Annotated in this window: 14 protein-coding genes; 3 read left to right on the top strand and 11 right to left on the bottom strand. The window is 34.2% G+C overall.

Features of this window, described 5'->3' with window-relative positions:
* Positions 1–2: 2 nt before the first annotated feature.
* The 10 genes from J8M14_RS16525 to J8M14_RS16480 all read right to left on the bottom strand — a co-directional run bounded on the left by J8M14_RS16525 (position 3) and on the right by J8M14_RS16480 (position 11,301).
* Positions 3–3,077 carry an efflux RND transporter permease subunit gene (locus J8M14_RS16525; protein WP_211075920.1) on the bottom strand — a complete coding sequence of 1,025 codons (3,075 nt, stop codon included), beginning with the start codon at positions 3,075–3,077 and terminating at the stop codon, positions 3–5.
* A 5-nt stretch (positions 3,078–3,082) separates the two neighbouring features.
* Positions 3,083–4,189, bottom strand: coding sequence for an efflux RND transporter periplasmic adaptor subunit (locus tag J8M14_RS16520; protein ID WP_211075919.1), 1,107 nt, complete (start codon positions 4,187–4,189; stop codon positions 3,083–3,085).
* A gap of 49 nt (positions 4,190–4,238) precedes the next feature.
* Positions 4,239–6,629, bottom strand: coding sequence for a TolC family protein (locus tag J8M14_RS16515; protein ID WP_211075918.1), 2,391 nt, complete (start codon positions 6,627–6,629; stop codon positions 4,239–4,241).
* 58 nt (positions 6,630–6,687) lie between these two features.
* Positions 6,688–7,425, bottom strand: coding sequence for a hypothetical protein (locus J8M14_RS16510; protein WP_211075917.1), 738 nt, complete (start codon positions 7,423–7,425; stop codon positions 6,688–6,690).
* A 26-nt stretch (positions 7,426–7,451) separates the two neighbouring features.
* A complete protein-coding gene (locus tag J8M14_RS16505; protein ID WP_211075916.1) occupies positions 7,452–8,096 on the bottom strand; it encodes a hypothetical protein in 645 nt (214 codons plus the stop codon).
* Between the two features lie 23 nt (positions 8,097–8,119).
* Entirely contained in the window at positions 8,120–8,509 is a 390-nt protein-coding gene (locus J8M14_RS16500; protein ID WP_211075915.1) for a hypothetical protein, read from the bottom strand.
* 32 nt (positions 8,510–8,541) lie between these two features.
* Entirely contained in the window at positions 8,542–9,396 is an 855-nt protein-coding gene (locus J8M14_RS16495) for a hypothetical protein (RefSeq protein WP_211075914.1), read from the bottom strand.
* Between the two features lie 131 nt (positions 9,397–9,527).
* Positions 9,528–10,241: an outer membrane beta-barrel protein gene (locus tag J8M14_RS16490; protein ID WP_211075913.1), complete on the bottom strand. Its 714-nt coding sequence runs from the start codon at positions 10,239–10,241 to the stop codon at positions 9,528–9,530.
* Positions 10,242–10,271: 30 nt separating this feature from the next.
* Positions 10,272–10,607: a DUF2147 domain-containing protein gene (locus J8M14_RS16485; RefSeq protein WP_211075912.1), complete on the bottom strand. Its 336-nt coding sequence runs from the start codon at positions 10,605–10,607 to the stop codon at positions 10,272–10,274.
* A gap of 226 nt (positions 10,608–10,833) precedes the next feature.
* Positions 10,834–11,301 carry an AraC family transcriptional regulator gene (locus tag J8M14_RS16480; RefSeq protein ID WP_211075911.1) on the bottom strand — a complete coding sequence of 156 codons (468 nt, stop codon included), beginning with the start codon at positions 11,299–11,301 and terminating at the stop codon, positions 10,834–10,836.
* Positions 11,302–12,220: 919 nt separating this feature from the next.
* Here J8M14_RS16480 and J8M14_RS16475 point away from each other — a divergent pair.
* Entirely contained in the window at positions 12,221–12,718 is a 498-nt protein-coding gene (locus J8M14_RS16475; protein ID WP_211075910.1) for a GTP-binding protein, read from the top strand.
* Positions 12,719–12,826: 108 nt separating this feature from the next.
* Here the strand turns inward: J8M14_RS16475 and J8M14_RS16470 are convergent, their stop codons facing one another.
* On the bottom strand, positions 12,827–14,860 hold the full coding sequence (locus J8M14_RS16470) for a sensor histidine kinase (RefSeq protein ID WP_211075909.1): 2,034 nt from the start codon (positions 14,858–14,860) through the stop codon (positions 12,827–12,829).
* Positions 14,861–14,998: 138 nt separating this feature from the next.
* On the opposite strand from J8M14_RS16470, the gene J8M14_RS16465 reads away from it, so the two are divergent.
* Both J8M14_RS16465 and J8M14_RS16460 read left to right on the top strand, forming a co-directional pair.
* Positions 14,999–15,841 carry a hypothetical protein gene (locus J8M14_RS16465; RefSeq protein ID WP_211075908.1) on the top strand — a complete coding sequence of 281 codons (843 nt, stop codon included), beginning with the start codon at positions 14,999–15,001 and terminating at the stop codon, positions 15,839–15,841.
* 29 nt (positions 15,842–15,870) lie between these two features.
* On the top strand, positions 15,871–18,105 hold the full coding sequence (locus J8M14_RS16460) for an NAD(P)-binding protein (RefSeq protein WP_211075907.1): 2,235 nt from the start codon (positions 15,871–15,873) through the stop codon (positions 18,103–18,105).
* Positions 18,106–18,239 lie beyond the last annotated feature (134 nt).

The following is an 18,239-nucleotide window of genomic DNA, read 5'->3' as shown; positions in this document are numbered from 1 at the left end:
GTTTAATTGATTTGTTTTCTAAAAAGAAGTTTATAAATCACTGGAACAAATATCAGGAGTATGATGGTAGCAAAGAATAAACCAAAAATCACACTGATCGCCATAGGCGACCATAACTCTCCACCACCTGTCCATAACGGTACCATACCACAAGAAGTAGTTAGTGTAGTGAGCAAAATAGGGCTAAAACGATCATTGGATGCTTTGATAATGCTGGCTTCTAATCCATTTCCTGAAACAATTTCAAAATTAATTTTGTCTACCAAAACAATAGCATCATTAATTATAATTCCCGCTAAGGAAATAATACCTAAAAAAGCAGTAAAACTGAAAAAAGCACCTGTTCCTAAAAGACCACCAGTAACTCCTACAATGGCAAGTGGGATGGTAAACAATATAATAGCGGCTTTTCTGAAGGAGTTAAACTGAAGTACCAGTAAAAGAATAATAATAAAAAAAGAAATAGGCAGGTTTTCTGCAATGGCACCCATAGCATCATTACTACTCTCTGCGTCTCCACCCAATTCATAGGTGTATCCACTTTTCCAGGTTGTACTTTGTTCAGATAACCATTCTTTTAATTCCTTGACTATATCTGAAGTTAGATAGCCAGATACAACTTCAGATTCTATAGTAAGGGATCTTTTAAGGTTCCTTCTCAGTATTTTCGAAAATACCCATTGTGGTGATATAGAAGCTACCTGTATCAACGCTACATTTTTTCCGGTGTTTTGAGAATATACACGCAAAGTCTCCAAGTCCGAATAGCTTAGTGTTTCCCTATTTTGATCGGTCATCACAATAGGGATGTTCTCTTTATCTTCTCGATATTCGCCCACGCTATATCCAGATAAGGCAGTATTTAAAGATAGCGCTACATCTTGATTGGTTAATCCTGATCTTGATAATTTGTTTTCGTCAATGTCTACATAAACCTTTTTTATTTTTGGCCCCCAATTGTCGCCAACATTTTTTGTGCCTTGAATTTGTGTTAATTTTACTTTTATCTCATTGGCAATTTTAAATAACTCATCAGGATCTTCTCCAGATAAGCGAACCTCAATAGGTACGCTTGACCCTCCTGCACCGGTTAATCTTTTCACCTTTACATCAGCATCCAGAAGGTTGTTTTTAGTAAAAGCATTTAGTTTTTTTATTACCAAATCGTTTGCTTGATTAGAACTAGTGTTTAGTAGCATATACGCATAGGAAGAGTTCGGTTGGTCTTGGCTGTATCCCAAATCATAAGATTCCGGACCTCTTCCGATATAAGAAGACCAACTAAGAACCCCCGTTTCTCTTCCTTCCTCAATTAACAAATCATCTTTTATAAATTGTTCTATTTTGGTAATGTTTTCTGTGGTTTGCTCAATCGTAGTTCCTAACGGTAAGTTCACTTCAACCGTTATTAATTGGCGATCGCTAGGAGGCATAAAAATGGATGGAACTTTGCTGAAACCATACATAGCCATCATAAATAAGACAGTAATAGATATTATGATATGCCAGGGTTTTGCAAGACTTACTTTTAAAAAGCGATTGTAATGTACATTGATTCTATCAAATAGAGTTTTTTTGTCTTTTTGGTGATGTTTTATTTTTAATAAAGCTGTTCCAAATATGGGGATTACAGTAAAAGCTAGTAACCATGAGGATAGTAATGCCATGGTAATCACCAAAAATATATTTCCCATGATTTCTCCCATAACAGATTGTGCAAGGTAAAAAGACATAAAAGCGGCACAGGTTGTTAAGGATGAAATTAATAATGGGATCATAAATTCTTTACAGGAGTTTACTGCGGCTTCAAATTTTGATTGGCCTGCTTCCAGTTTTTCCAAAAGTGATTCAATCATTACAATCCCATTATCCACTAAGAGACCTAATGCCATGATTAGAGAAGCTAATGTAACTTGATTAAGCCCAACATTAAAAAGGCTCATTACCCAGAAGGTCATAATCATAGTAGTTGGAATTAAACTTGTAATAACAACACCAGCTCTCCAACCTAAGATAAGTAATACTACGAATAGAACTATGATGACACTTTGAATAAGATTACCTACAAAGTCTGAAATTTTGAATTGTACATCTTCGTCCTGAGAAGCAATTCGTAAAGCCTTCATTCCTACAGGTAGTTTTTTATTATACGCTACCAGAACTTCATCTATGCGTTTTCCAAGATGTATGATATTTGCATTTTCTTTTAAGGAAACATATAATGCTAAAGCATCATTTCCGTTGATACGAACCATATTCTTTTTTGGTGTAATGTATCCTCTTCGAACCGTTGTGATTTCTCCAAGAGGAATCATCTCTCCATTTTTTCCCGTTTTGATAAGAAGGTTTTTTAAAGCATCTATAGATTCAAAATTCCCAGAGGATTCGACCGTGATTTTTTCTTCACCTAAGGTCACTTCTCCTGAAGGAATGATAATATTACTTGTGGAGATAATCGTCTGGAGTTTACCAGCAGAAAGCCCTAGTTTTGATAGTTGGGCATCTTCATATTCGATATATATTCTTTCTTCTGTTTCACCACCAATAACAACTTTGGCAGCATCCGATAATGCTATTAGTTCATCTCTTAATTCATCTGCATATTCCTTGATTTCTACATACTCAAAACCATCTGATTCTAATCCTACAAAGATTCCGTAGACGACGCCAATATCTTCGTCGTCAAGATCAGGACCAGAGATTCCGTCTGGTAAATCATTTTTGATTGATTCTATTTTTCTTCGTGCTCGATCCCATAACGGTTGAATATCTTTTTCTTTCACATTATCGTAAAGCGATACCCTGATTACAGATAGACCAGTACGGTTTGTACTTGTTATTGTTTTAACTTCAGGAATTTCCTGAATAATTTTTTCAACCTGCTCGCTAATTAAAGATTCTACTCGTTCTGGATTAGCGCCAGGAAATTTAGTAACAATAGTGGCTGTACGCACTGTAAAACTAGGCATGCTATCTCTAGATAGTTTTCCATACTCTACCAAACCAAGGATTACAATAATGATAAGACACATGATTGTAACCCTGTTATTTTTAAGTGTAAGACCTGTAAGATTCATAGTTGTTAGTTTTCCAGAAGTTTTACATTCATACCATCATATAGGGAGCTTAATCCAGCAACTGCGACAAGTTCATTTTCCGTTATTCCAGAAAGTATTACGAAGCCTTCTTCGGTTAATTGGCCAATTTCAATCACGGTCTTCTGAACCGTATAGATATCCGATTCGGTAGGAACTAGTTTAAATACAAAATTTCCATTGGCATCTTGGCCAATTGCTTTTGTTGGGGATAAAAGTTTTTGTGCATCTGTATCGGATCCAAAGCTAAAAGTAGCTGAAGCAGGCACTCCTGGTCTTATATCGTTTCCGGGATTTGTTAGTTTTATGATAACAGGAAATGTAGAACCAGAAGACGAATAACCAACCTCGGTTACAACTCCAGAAAGTGTTTTATTATTTATGCTTATTTCGACCTTATCGGAAATGGCTACCTTAGAAATATAGGTTTCTGGAACACCAATATTAAGTTCTATATCTCCATCACCGGAATCCATGGTAATAATGGGTGATCCAGCTTGGGCAAATTCATTAATTTCTGCAGTAATTTTGGAAATCACACCGCTAATAGGGGATTTTATTTGCGCGTATGCATATTGTGACCCTTGTAGACTTTGAGACTTTAGATTAGACTCATAACTTGCTCTGGCTCCTGCATAGGCATTTCTGGCATTTTCCAAATCATTTAATGAGGCACTTTGAGATTGATACAATTGTTTTACACGATCTAATTCAGATTTTGCAGTTTCCATTTGTACTTTAGAACTTCCTACTGAAACTTTTACTTGCTGGTAGCTAAGATCAATATCTTTGGTATCCAATTTTGCAAGAAGTTTTCCTTTTTTTACGCGTTCTCCAATTTTAGCATTAATTTCTGTGATAAGACCGCTCATCCTAAAACTTAAATTTGTTTCGGATCCAGATCTAGATTCTCCGGTAAAGGTTTTTTTCTGTAAGCCACCAGATGAGGTTATAGAAGCGTATTTAACGGTCTTTAGTTCTTGTTGTACTTCTTTTTTTTCAGTGTTGTTACAAGAGAATAGCATGAGTTGTACTACGAATACCATAAATACTACTTTTATGTCTTGTAGAATAAATGTTTTTGGTTTCATCATTATAGTAGTTTGTTATTTTTAGTATGAGTGAGATTGAGTTTTGAAATTGTTATTTGGCACGATAGGATTTCAATCTATTTTCAAAATCTGATTTTTCCTGTGGGTTTGCCAAAAGACTAAAATATCCAATGCTATTTTCCAAGGAGACAAAAGCCAAAACATATTGATACACGGAATTGATATAATTCAATTTTGCTTGAAGAGCAGCATTTTGAGCGTCAAATAACTGAACTATAGAGATAGATCCCTGACGATAAAAATCTTGTGTAATCTCGAAATTCTTCCAGGAGTTATTTGCAGATGTTTTTGAAAAATTGATGTTCGTTTTTGCGGTGACCAAGTCGATCATATTTCTCTGAACATTAAGAAACACATCGTTGGATAATGCATTTTTTTGAAGCGACAATTGCTCTTTTTCGATTTTTGTTTTACGGAGCGCAATCGCTCTTCGATTTCCGTCAAAAATTGGATAGGAAAGATTTACTGAAACGCTCCAGTTAGTATCAATAAAATTACTATTGGGTGTAGGTTCTGAAGCAGCTCCTGATCGATTAAGTATCCCAGATTGATTAACTCCTAATGATAAGTTTGGCAAGTAATAGGCTCTTTTATTCATTTTTTGCTGCCGTTCTAATGCCTTTATGGAATAATCCACTTGCTTAATTCCGGGATAATTTTCATTTGCAAAGTCCGTAAGAAATTTTGAAACATTTCTGATGTCTTCCGGAGTCCGAATTTCGTGTGGCAGTAGGTTGTTCTGATAAAAACTGAATAAATTGTCTTCTAAACTTACATCTTCAATATCAAAAGAGGGATCTAATGAATTATTAAGAAACAGATTCAATTGCGACTTAGCGAAGATAAGATCGGTCTGTACCTCGATCACTAACTGAGTGGCATTAGCAACTTCTGACTCCCATCGATACACATCACTTTTATTAGCGGCGCCTATTTGAGATTGAATTTGTGCTAGTTCCAGATTTTTCTTCAGTACTTCCAAGTTTTCCTTTTGGATCGTTAAATTGGATTTTACTAAAAGAATATTTAGGTATGTTCTGTAAGCCTCATAAATTGTGTTGTTGATCTGTAGTTTGGTAGCTTGTTTTTGAGCTTCTTCGATATATTTTTGAATTCTTATATTGGCTATAACAGATTCCGAATAAATGACTTGCTCTAATCCTGCTGCCTGGGTTAATGTTCTTTCTGACTGACCAAATAGTTCATTCGTAGCATCTTCATTAATCTGCTTGCCCTGTAATTGCACATTTGCCGTAGGGAGATAATTTGATGTAGCTTCACGTACATTTTGAGCAGCAATTTCCAGATCTTTCTGACTAATTTGTACAGTAAGGTTTTCTTCAATCGATTTTCTTATAATATCGTTTAAAGTGTATTTTTGCTGATTTTCTAATTCATTTTGACCTATCAGATTAGCGGTAAATAATGTTTGAAATTTAGGAGAAAACCCAATTTTTCTACTAGTTTCCATATTAAAATAAAGCTGTTTTCTGGAACCTAACGTTACCGGTAGATTTTCTGCTTTGGCTCCTCTTCGGATATCATCGACCATGATAGCAAGTTTTCTGAGAATTGATAATGTGCTATTATCAGAAGATAAACCTGATAGAATTCCCAGATCAACATAATCTTTTGAGGGAGAATAGGAGGGAAGTGATTTTGAAATTAGGTAGTCAGAGATTTCTTTAATCTTTTCTTCACCAAATTCGTAGGACAAAGCAACTACAACAGCATCGGTTTCATTTGATATTCCTTGTAGGGAATCTTGAATATCATCCGAAACCAATACTGGTTGAATTTTAGCATTGAATTCTCTGGAAATGAAATCTAATCGTTGTCGCAGATTATTTCCATTCATAGCCGAAGCAGTTTTCTCGTGTACGAGAATTGCCAAGTTTTGAAAGGGAATCATTTCATAAAACTGGGTAAGTTCTTCAACAATATTTCTAGAAGTGAGGATATAGGAGAAGTTTTTTTTGCCAGAAGTTCCTTCTGCTGTAGTTGGAATTTCCTGTAAATCCACGTTAGAAATACCTATTGCTAATGTAGGTTTTCTTAGTGTTGAATTAGCCAAAATGGTCTTTGTAGCCAAAAGCCCTATAACAATAACGATGTCACATCTTTGTGACAGAAGTTTATACGACTCAATAGTTTTCGGGACGCTGGTATCAGTTACTATGAAATCGTTATCATTAATAGAAGCTTTATTTGAAGAACCAATGGTCTTCTTTATTTCGTTGGAAAGATTATCTTTAAAATTGGTTAATAAAGAGTTGTTTTCTTCAAAATCAGAAATGATACCAATTTTTAAATCTTGTGCTGTAATGGTTTTACAAGCGATTAAAGTAAGCAATAGTAAAAGTGCGTAAAAACTTTTAAAGGCAGTATTTGGTTGAGTGTTTGGAACTCTTTTTTGTTTCATTATGTAATGGTTTAGGATAGTGAGGAACCTATATGAACAGAAAGACTAATGCTCTTATCTAATGAGCATTTATTTTTTGATAAGTATTGTTCAGATCATCTGTAATCACATAGGCTTTTCCGTTTGAGTTGAGTTCGGAATTTTCTTCTAGTATTCGAAAATGATAAGACCATCCTTTTGGAAGTTGGAGACGTTCTTGTAACTTTTCTAAGTCCCTAATACTTAAGGTCGGATCAATTTCTTGAGAGTAGGATTGCATTCGATATATCTCTCCATCCGGATTTGTTAATTCATAGACCATATTTCCTTTATGATACATCCAAATTGTTTCTCTGTTTACTTCATTATCCGAGTAATGCTCCTCAAGTGCGGATCCATCCCAAATTTTAAACTCCAAGGTTGCTCTAAGTGTCATTTCAATACCTTCAAAATCAACAGTTTTTCCATTCACGGTTTTCCCACTTCCTCGCATCGAATTTAAAACCCAATATCTTGGCCCGTTTAATCGCACCATTTTAGCTCCATAGCTTTCTGCTAGCTCCTCGGCATTTAGTTTTTCCCATTGTTCTGCCGGAAGTTCGTTTAAACCTATAGTATTGTATACTTCTATATAGATGGTAGTGCTATTTTGAAATATTGGAATCACTTCTCCATATCTATAATCACGCAAGTTTTTAGGAGGCTTAGTAAACTGTGTTTGTTCAACCGCGGGAATATTATTAGAAAAATCCTGGTTTTTGCAAGATGTTATGGCATATAGTAGAGCTACTACAAAAAAGAATGTTAATTTTTTCATGCTATTATAATTATCTGATTCATATGTTAGTATCTCACCCGAACTCGTCTTGTAGAGTATGGACCTCTAAATGTAGTGGTGCGTACATTTACATTCCTGCGTACTGCGGTTCTATACCTTGTAGTAGTATAGGTTGGCCAAGGTCTGTAATAGTTTGGGTAGTATCTATAATAGTAAGGCGACACCCAAAGTCTGTATGCAGGTCCCCAGAACCAGGTTATAATAATTGGAGAAGTTTTGTAGGTAGGGATAATTACATAATCTGGGCCATATAATTTTACATTTCCGGTAATGACCACCTTGGTAGTTCCGGTAGGATCTTTTTCGACATTTATAACAGCTACATCCTGAAAAGTATCCTTGGCTACCGCAGCTTGTACCGTAATCAAATGGGTGTCTTTTTGAGAAGTGTCGACTACTCTTAAATAATCTACCGCACCGTCATTGTTTAGATCCAGGTTAGAAATTTTAGTTTCCGGGCTATTTAGTTTTTTTTCGAAATCTTCGAGGTTTTTTGATTCTCCAAATAATACGGCTACTGCTTCTAAATCTAAATCTTTACCTATTGCTTCAGAGGTTCCTTCTACCAAGGTTTTGTTCTGAGAATATCCGAGAGTCAGGACAGAGGTACATAATAAAAATGATATTATATTTTTTAGATTAATTTTCATAATACAATGATTTAATAGTTTATTTATAGTTTGATTTTAAATGATTTAATGTTTTCTAAATCAATTTTACTTTTTATGTTAAGGTTTATTTTGATCATAAAAAATTGGAAAATAATTGTCAGGAGAAGAAAAAAGAAGAAGAAAAAAAGCTCTGGCAATTCGGTATTTTCATAGATGACTTTCATCATATATGCAACAAACCAAATAGAATTTAGAAGCACATAAAGAAAAAGGCTCCACATGAGTATGTTAAAACTTTTTTTCTTAAAGTTTAAACTACTGGCAACCGATAAAATGATAACTAAGTTGGCAGTAAACCTTAATGGTTCAATGCGATCCGAACTAAGATGCAGTATGGCATCTACCATTTGAGTAATAATAATTATAATGATCATTACCTTTATTTTCTTCATAGCTCTTTTATTGATTATCGTCTGATTTGTAATTACCATCTGGATACAATTGATGATGAGGTTTTGGGATTCCGGTCGCCATTAGGATCGATTACAATATGTTTATCTACCTCTACGGATATCGGAGTACCTTCCTCTTTAATACATAAGTCAATATTATTATCATTGTCGTTAAGATCTGCTATCTGAAAAGGTTTGACTTTAATGGAGTCTTCATCTCTTTTTAGGGTGATGGTAAAGTTTTCTAATTGATCATGTCCGAGTTCTTCGCCATTAGTGGCAACAATTCCTCCTGCCCATACAGTTCGTACGACAGTTGTAGTTCTATCTTTTGGGCAATCGCAACCTGTTTTCTCATTGTTATAAGGATATGCTTCGTCAATAATAAAATGTTCTGCGTAGCTTATAAATGGACCATCAGCCAGCGGAGTTACTGCAATTTTCTGTCCTTGTATCTCTTGCCCATCTCTACTTCGTAGTAGGCCAATAATTTCTATCTGTACAGGTTCATTTTCTGGCGCATTTCCGTATTCGCCAATTAGTAGCACTGTTCTTAGTTCAAATGCTTCCGAAGCAGGCTTTAACGTTACAAAGTCTACTTGCTTTTTTTCTCCGTTTGCAGTGGTAATTAAGAAATCTTGCGGATCTAGTGTATTGGGATCTAGCTCATGGGAGAATACCAACGGCATTCCATCCTGTCCGGGAGCATCACTCCATAGACCGGCAGATATTAGTGGAAGCGAATTATCTAAGCCAAAAAAGGCAGAGATTATTTTAGCTTTCCTTTCTTTAGTAACAGGAGGATTTTGATCGGATAATATGTAATCCGGACCACTGTTGCAACCCATAATCAGGATCATAAGTATTAGTAAACTTATTTTATTCATTTATGTAGGGTGTATTAATAATTCAGTATTACGATACTGTTGATTATAGTGATAAAGGTGAATACGGAAATAACGCCCTGTTTTTGTCGAAAGGAATAACGGAGAGAAATTTCGTTTTCAGGGATGATATATTAAAACTTATATGCCAAAGACAATCCCAAGTTGAATGTGATGATATTAGGTTGATATTCTGAGTATACAATTACTCCTCCAATTCTTGTCGCGCTTTCTATGGTAATAAAACCACCTGTAAATGTAAAAGTGGGCATCAGTGCGAAATGCTTTCCTAAATCTCTTTTTAGACCAATACCGATTTCATATCCAAAACCTGTAACAGCATCACCATCTCTCTGGTAATTAACTGTAGAGGAACCATTTGTTGCGGTTACAAAAATATCAGGACTATTAACAATCATAGGACCTATACCAATACGTGGTGATACAGCAAACTTTTTGGAAATATCAATTTGATAGGCAAGTCCGGCCAATAGATACAATACGTTCCAATTATCGGAATCATTCGTAAAATTAATTCCAGGGTTGTTAATCTCTAGAGAGTTTATTAAATCATTTGTATCTGTAGAATACCTTTGCAATCTGATGGTTCCCGTTAGGATTAGCTTTTCCTGAAATCGATATCCACCGTAGATATCAAATTTAGCTCCGGTTTCGGCGAAACCGGAGTTTGCATTGTTTTCAGATACATCTTTAAAATCCCCTAACGGGAAACTAGATCCAGCTGAGATCCCGATGTAATATTTGGAGTCGTTTTGATCTTGTGCAACCAAAGAAGTTACTATTACTAGTAAGCTTACTAATAAGAAAGAAGTCTTATTAAAATTCATGACGATTGAGTTTAAATGATTTTTGTTTAGTTACAATTGTTTGCTCCAGGTAAGTGTTTTAGAGACAAATCCCTTTTTCACGATAACTTTCAGTTTTTGACCTTCTAAAAGAAGCGTACAGTTTACCTTCTTACCATCTTTGGGTTTAATCAAGGTAGCAGTCCATTGATTATTTTCGAAAGCAATATTTTCTAAAATTACTTTGTTCTTTTTCACAATTGTACCCCGAAAGATTTTTTCTTCTTTATCAATATGTACTATAAAGCCCTCTTCCATTTTCCAGTTTCCTTCGAAATTGTCAGTTGATTTTTGAGCGGTTGCGACTGAATAAACGAATAGGGATATAATTAATAAGATGTTTTTCATTGGTGCTGTTGTTTAATGGATTATGAACCGCTAAGAACTATTTTTAATTAATAACGTAGAAATATTGTCATACCAATAAAGTCCAGATTGAACAATCTGGACTTTATTGGTATTAGACTATTATCTTTTTGCAGAATGTTTTTTATTCCCGATCTTAAAATAAGGATATTGTGACATTCATATTTTAATCAGTTATACTCTTGTAAATCATAAAAATAAGTGATTCTTAAAGATTGGATTTAACAAAATCAGAAGGTGAAATTCCTTTATGTTTTTTGAATATAGAATAGAAAGATGATTTACTATTAAAACCAGCTTCAAAAGCTAAAGTGAGTAAGGTGAATTTACTATTTTCAGGATTTTTGGCTTTCTCGATAAACTCCTCAACCCGATATTGGTTAACGAAATCGTAGAAAGTAGTGTTTAATCCTACTTTAAAAATGGTAGAAAGGTGGTAATACGGAATTTCTGATATGTCTGCCAAAGATCGCAAGGAAAGTTTAGCATTTAGATAAGGTTTCTTGGAAGACATACATTCTAATAGCTGTTGTTTATATTTTAGAATTTGTTTTTCTTCTACTGTACAAGATGTATCATGGTTTGAAGATACTTGTTTTTTATTGGTGTTTTTAGTTTCAGAGATTCCGGCAATTTCAGTAAGAGCGATGTCATTTCTGATACCGTAAATCCCCATATATAAAAGTGATAATGTAAACAGTAAGTAGGGATATATCTGTATTTTATCATATGAGAAACCTGTTTTGATTATAATAAAATAACAAACGATAAGGCAAACCCAAATAATGAATAGGCAGAACAATAAACGTTTCAACCAATTAATACTGATTCCCTCAGAATATGAAAGTTGCATGAATTGTAGTCTTTCGTGACTTTTTATTTTGCGCCATGTTAAGTAGATGTAAAAAGGAATGATAATAAACTGAATAGAAAACCTAATGGTTTTAATCCAAAGCGGCAGTCCGTTTATGGATATATGCTCAAGTACCTCTAGTTTTTTCTGAAAATCTAAAATGGTATAATTATAAAGTACAAGAAAAAGAATGAAAAATGAAGGTAAAAAATGTACGTAATCTTTCCATTCAATTTTTTTTGTTTGTGAGGATACGTATAGATATAATATAGCAAATATTAATGCCCCAATTGGCATGGAAATAAAAAAATGACTGAGATGAGGAATCTTGTAATTAAAGTTCGTAAATATGTTTAACTGAACAATTGTGAATGCTAAAATGAAGAAACAAAATAAGAACCAATCCGGTTGATTTTTTTGTTTCTTTAGAAGTATTAAAAGAGCAAAAAATAAAGATTGATAGGATATAATTGATAATGCATTGACTAAATCCATAAATAGGAATAATAAGTATTATGATTTCTTGTTATGCAAAATATAGAATACTAATGACGGAATTATAAAGAACCTGATAAATAATAGTTATGTGCTAACAATTAATATTGATGAAGTATTTATACAAGTAATAACCAATATTTTTGTTTTTAATTTAGATGAATTTTAATATTAGAATTTCGAAAACTGACAAAAGTCAGGAATAAAGAACTATAAAAATGGTAACATTGAGATGTAATCCTTAGGTATGAAGACCTCAAAAAATATTGCGTTACGCCCCAGATTTTTTCAGGATTTGGACGTCTCATCAGAAGAGGCATTGGAAGCTTTTGAACTGAAAGGTGCAAGCTGTAAAGATTTTAAGATAAGCCGTATCGATCATCACGTATTTATCCGTATTCCCAAAAAAGAACAACATTTTTGGTCTCCGCAATTACATTTAGAGATTTATGACGTAGATGATCAACCAAAACTCAAAGGACTTTTTGGTCCAAGTCCAACGGTTTGGACATTTTTTATGTTTGCACATTTCATTGTGGCCACGTGTTTTATTGGAGCCGGTATCTGGATGTATGTCAATATAAGTTTAGGACATGAGTATATCTATCCTATCTTGGCAATGGTATTGTTGTTTATCACTTGGTTTGTATTGTATTTTGCTGGTCGTTTAGGAAGGGACGCAGGAAAAAAGGAAATGCAAGCATTATATAACTTTATGGAGAATACTATAAAGGCAGTTGATTAAGATATTAATAGGTTGTTTGTTTACTATTTTAGTGAGGTAATTCAATATATAATCCTCATAGAATTCTTTCCTGTTACATCACATCTTTAAAAATAGCATAATTTGATATCAACTCTGAACTTGCTCCAATTCGTCTTTAGTGTCAAAAGATATAATAAATTTGGTTCCGATACCTAATTCACTTTCACAATGAATTTCGCCATTCATAGATTCGATATATTTTTTTACAATTGATAATCCTAGTCCAATTGATGCCTCACCTTCTGTAGGCTGGGCACTAAGTCTTTGAAATCTACCAAATAGTTTCTTTTGATCCTGTTCGCTAATCCCAGGCCCCTGATCTTCAACTACAACATATGTTCTTCCGTCATAAGATTTTACTTGTAATATTACTTTACTTCCTCTTTCAGAAAATTTGATGGCATTAGAAACCAAGTTTTCTAACACTTGGATCATATAATTTTTGTCTATTTCTACAAAGTGATTTCCTGGTTCTGATATAATGGTTATTTCAATCTCTTTATCTTCAGAGGTGAGACGAAAACACTTTACTACATAATTAACCAATTCTACTAAATCAATAATTTGATTTTTTAACTTGACTCTATTTGTCTCCAAAGCGTGTATATCTAAGATACGACCAATCATCTGTGAGAGACGATCCGCAGAGTTGTCAATTTCAGTTAAGTAAGTTTCTTGATCTTCTGTCAAGTCCAAAGATGTCATATCAATTAATTGTATTAATAGTCTTATATGACTCAAAGGGGTTCTAAGATCATGAGCAACTACGTTGACAAGCATATCCTTCTCCTTGTTAAGGTTGATGAGTCTCTCATTTTGGCTTGCTACCTCAGCGGTTCGTTCCTCAACCTTTTTTTCTAGTATTATATTTTGTTCCTGAATTAATCTTTCATTTTCTTTGGCTGCCAATAGGGATTCTAACTGTGCATCTTCTTTTTGTTTTTTATACATATTAATCCGATCACCCATCGCAAAGGAAAGAAGTAATACTTCCAGAGCAGAACCAATTTGCATCGCATTTAAATAGGTCATTACAAAAGTGATATTTAATGACTCGAGGATGGCAAAGAAAATACCTATAATAAGAGCCCCCCAGGCAAATAAGTAATATGTTGCAGGACGGAACCCTTTTAACTTAAATCGAATACCCAGGATAAGAAAGTACGCAGCCATGATTAAGAGACCACCTTGTGCAACCTTGAGACCTTCTATTTTAAAACCAAACAGTACTAATGCACATACCAAAAAGCCCAGTACAAGAAATACCATAGAGCCTTTGTGCAATCGAGAATCAGACTTCTTGGTATTCAAGAATTTTTGGGTAAATAAAGTAGCAGTAATCATGGTTAATCCGGAACTGATCACAACCAGCCCATTAAGAAAGGGAGTATTGGGCCAAAAGTATTCAAAAAAATAACCGAATACCGAAGCCATAAACCAGGTAATACTAAATACATATGCGATATAGTATAGATATATTCCTTCTCTAGTTGAAAAATATAAAAAGAGATTATACAGGAAGATCAGTAGCATAAAACCAAAATAAATTCCTTGTAGAAAGTCTAAATCATGCTCGTATGCTACAAAATTAGGAAGTGTTCCTACTCTAAGAAGAAAAAACAAGGGTTGGTCGCTCTTTACTCTAAGATAAAAGGTCCGTGTGATATCCTTTTCAAAGTCAAGGGCAAATAAATAATTGCCTACTTCAATTTCTCTGGTATTAAAAGGTAAATCATCGCCAGTATGACTGGTAGAAACTAATTCATTTTTGTCATCAAATTCATAAAGAGATATAGAATCAATGTAAGCCGAGCCTATATTCAGATAAAAATTATCAGCTATTTCCTTAGTAACTCTGAATTTTAACCAATAAGCAGAAGCAGTACTCGAAAAATTTATGGTTTCTTGGGTATATTCCTGAAAATCATTCTCTTGTTTGCTATTTATGATTTCTTCAATGGATAATCCAAGAGAGGCATCCTCCAGATAATAGGTTTGCTTTCCAATATCTTGCAATGCTGTCGTATCATCCAAAACAATCACTTTTTGACCGAATGAATTAAAAGTAGACAGTAATAGTATTGATAAGAACCCTAAATAGTATTTGAAACCAGTTGTCATTCTTAATGTTTAATATTTAGAGAAATTATTTTTTACTTAACAAGGGAATTTTTATAAAATTATACTACTTGAATTTACTAAAATATTTATTGTATTTAACAATTTAACTTGTAAGTTTATAAACCTTTTTACTAATATATGAACAAACTTCAAATACTTAAGGAAAAAGCTAAAGGAATTGTATTTAGTGTATCCGATAATCCACAGGGACGCTATCAACTACGTTATGAATTCTACAAAAAATATGGAGATCCTTTCACTAAAAGAAGCGAAGGACTTGGAAATTCTGAATTGGCATTTATTGAGTGGGAAACAAAAAGAGGTACCCTCAATCCCATAAGTGGCTCTCATCCTGGAAGCCCATGGTGGAGAAAAGTCAATAGCCATTTTCTTTATGTAGCTACACTTGCACAATTAATCAAAGAATCCGGAGAAACGTTTCAAGAGTTACCGGTTCCTGTTAGTTTTTGGCTTGATTATATCAATACACCTAATGAATGTTCATGGTATCGCGCTCATAACTCAAGTATCATTTCAGGGTATCAAGTAGCTGATAAATTAGCTTATAAAGAAACTATTTATGAGCAATATTTTATGAATATCGTTCTTTATCGCTTGCTGTTTGCTCAATCGATGGTCGAAGGTGTAAGTTTTGGTTTATTGGGTAAAATATTTGCCAACCCTAGAGGATTTGCAGTTACTATCATTACTGGTATAAAAGCTTTTTATCCAAACCATTATCCAATGTCAAAAAAAGATATTAAGTACGTGACTCATCGTGCACATAATTTTATGGGATTCGTTGAAGATATTTTTGATAAGCTTCTGATCTTACCACATTTGAATACTTTATATGCTGAAGCTGTTACATGGAATAACTCCCCAATGGTTATGAAGTATGTCAAAAATAATAAACCTATTTACCCTATTTCCAAAAACGAGATGAATACAGCTCATTTCGATAATACATTAACAACTTAAAAAATCTATTTCTTAAAACCAACAAATCAATGCAAAACTCAGAAAACAAGAAGAAAATAGCCATACTAGGAAGTGGTATGTCATCGCTTACAGCCGCTTATGAACTTAGTTCTTACGATAACTGGCAAGATCATTATGATATCACTATTTATCAAATGGGTTGGAGGCTAGGAGGTAAAACGGCAACCGGTAGAGGTCCAAACGAAAGGATTCAGGAACATGGTATTCATATTGCTCAAGGGTGGTATGAAAATGCGTTCCGCCTGATACAGGACTCTTATAAAGAATGTGAAAAACATAATTTAATGCCTGATAGTCCTTTTAAATCCTGGGAAGATGCTTTTGATAGAGAAGATACTACGTTACTCACTCACTTTGATCCTAAGACCAATCAATGGATTAAAAAGAATATTGTTTTTCCATCTAATGATTATCTACCTGGTCAAGGTGGTCCATTACCATTTTCTGCTATTATTAAAAAAGCTATTGGTTTAATCGCTGAAATTTTGTTTGGTACAGATCCAAATAAGCACAGTCTAATGAGCATTGCCTCTTATGCTTCAAAAGATATTAAGGCACCAGAGGATCATTCGCTTTGGGACAATTTTAAATCTAAATTTGAAGCATTTGTAAAGGATAAAGTCTTTAAGCATGAGGGTGAAAAATTATTAAATTATGTTGGGGAATTGGTGCATAATCTGACCAACGAGGATCATAATCATAGCAGTAGAAAAGACCATCATTCTATTATCAATGAACTATTGGATCTACTTTCTAAATGGGCAGCTAAACTTATTGACTCTGTAGCCGACCATAACGAATACTTCTATTGGTTAGCTGTATTTGTAGAATTCGGACTGGTTAATATGAAAGGAACATTTGCAGATGTGTATACTCCTGAAACTCATGAACTGGATTATGAACGTATTAATGATTTGGATTATCGTGCATGGCTAAAAAATCACGGTGCCAGTGAGCGATTGTTAAGTTCTGCTATGGTTAGATTTTTGTATACAGGAACATTTCATAACCTAACAGGATCTGATCAGCAAGGTATTTTGGCTGCTGGGGTAGGGCTTCATTTTCTAACAAATTCAGCAGGTTACAAAGGATCTTTCGTTTGGAAATTCAAAGCCGGAACTGCGGATACGATGATCACTCCAATTTATTTGGCACTTAAAAATAGAGGAGTACAATTCAAGTTTTTCCATAAGGTTGAGCAGGTCCACTATTCGGATTCAGGAGACATAGAAACAATATCTATGGCGAAGCAGGTAACCTTAAAAAATGATATCTATAATCCTACTTATAAATTTAAAGGCATTGATGTCTGGCCGGGAGAACCACTGTATGACCAAATAGATGATAAACAAGCCAAAGCACTTAAGGAAGGTGATTATGACTTGGAAGAGGCTTGGTGTGGTTGGAAAAATGTGAGTCAACTTTCTTTAGAGAAAGGCAAAGATTTTGATTATGTGATTTTAGGGATTCCTATTGATGTTTTGGGTGGTGATGAAGGTATTTGCAAGGAGATCATTGATAATAACGAGACATGGCAAAATATGTACAATCACGTTAAAAGTATTCCTACCATGTCTATGCAATTATGGATTAAACCTACGTTAAAAGAATTAGGTATGCATTTACCGGATTGGGGATTCCCAGAAGGGGCCTTACCTAACTTGGTTACCTATGCGGATCCACAGTATTCATTTATAGATATGTCGCAGGTAATGCCATATGAAGATTGGAAAGAAGATCAACCTGGAGTATTGATATACTACACGGGTTCATTCTTGGATCCAGAAGTTGTACCTCCTTACTCAGATCATAAGTATCCTCATGAGCAATTGGAACGTATTATGAGGGTTTCAGAACAATGGCTAAGAGATAAGATGGGATGGTTTTTTCCTAATGCTACTACACTAGAGTATCCTGAAGGAATGAAGTTGGATGTAATCCACGATTTTTCAAAAACTGCCAAAACTGATTATGGTAGGCTGAAAACCCAGTTTTTCCGCGCTAATGTAAACCCAACGGATAGGTATACCTTATCGCTTCCAGGTTCTAACAAATATCGTCTTAAAGCAAATGAATCAGGTTTTGATAACCTTATTCTCACTGGGGATTGGATCAATTTTGGTGTCAATGTAGGATATTATGAAGGAGCTATTGTTTCAGGCCTTCAAGCAGGTCAGGTACTACGTGATAAAATTGGATTGCCATCTGAAACTGAAATTTTTAGTGGAGTGAAGCTAAAGTAGCAGCATATTTTTAGCATAAACTATATAAGAGGGATTTTTTCCCCTCTTATTTATTATAGATCATTTGCCACTTATTTTCCAAAACAATATGTATCAAACTTCTATAAATAAAAGGTAGAGAGGTTTGAGATATA

The organism is Aquimarina sp. MMG016 (genome assembly GCF_018100805.1).
Taxonomy (GTDB): domain Bacteria; phylum Bacteroidota; class Bacteroidia; order Flavobacteriales; family Flavobacteriaceae; genus Aquimarina.
Note: the sequence above shows the minus strand (reverse complement) of the source record. Positions and strands in the feature narration are given on the sequence as shown.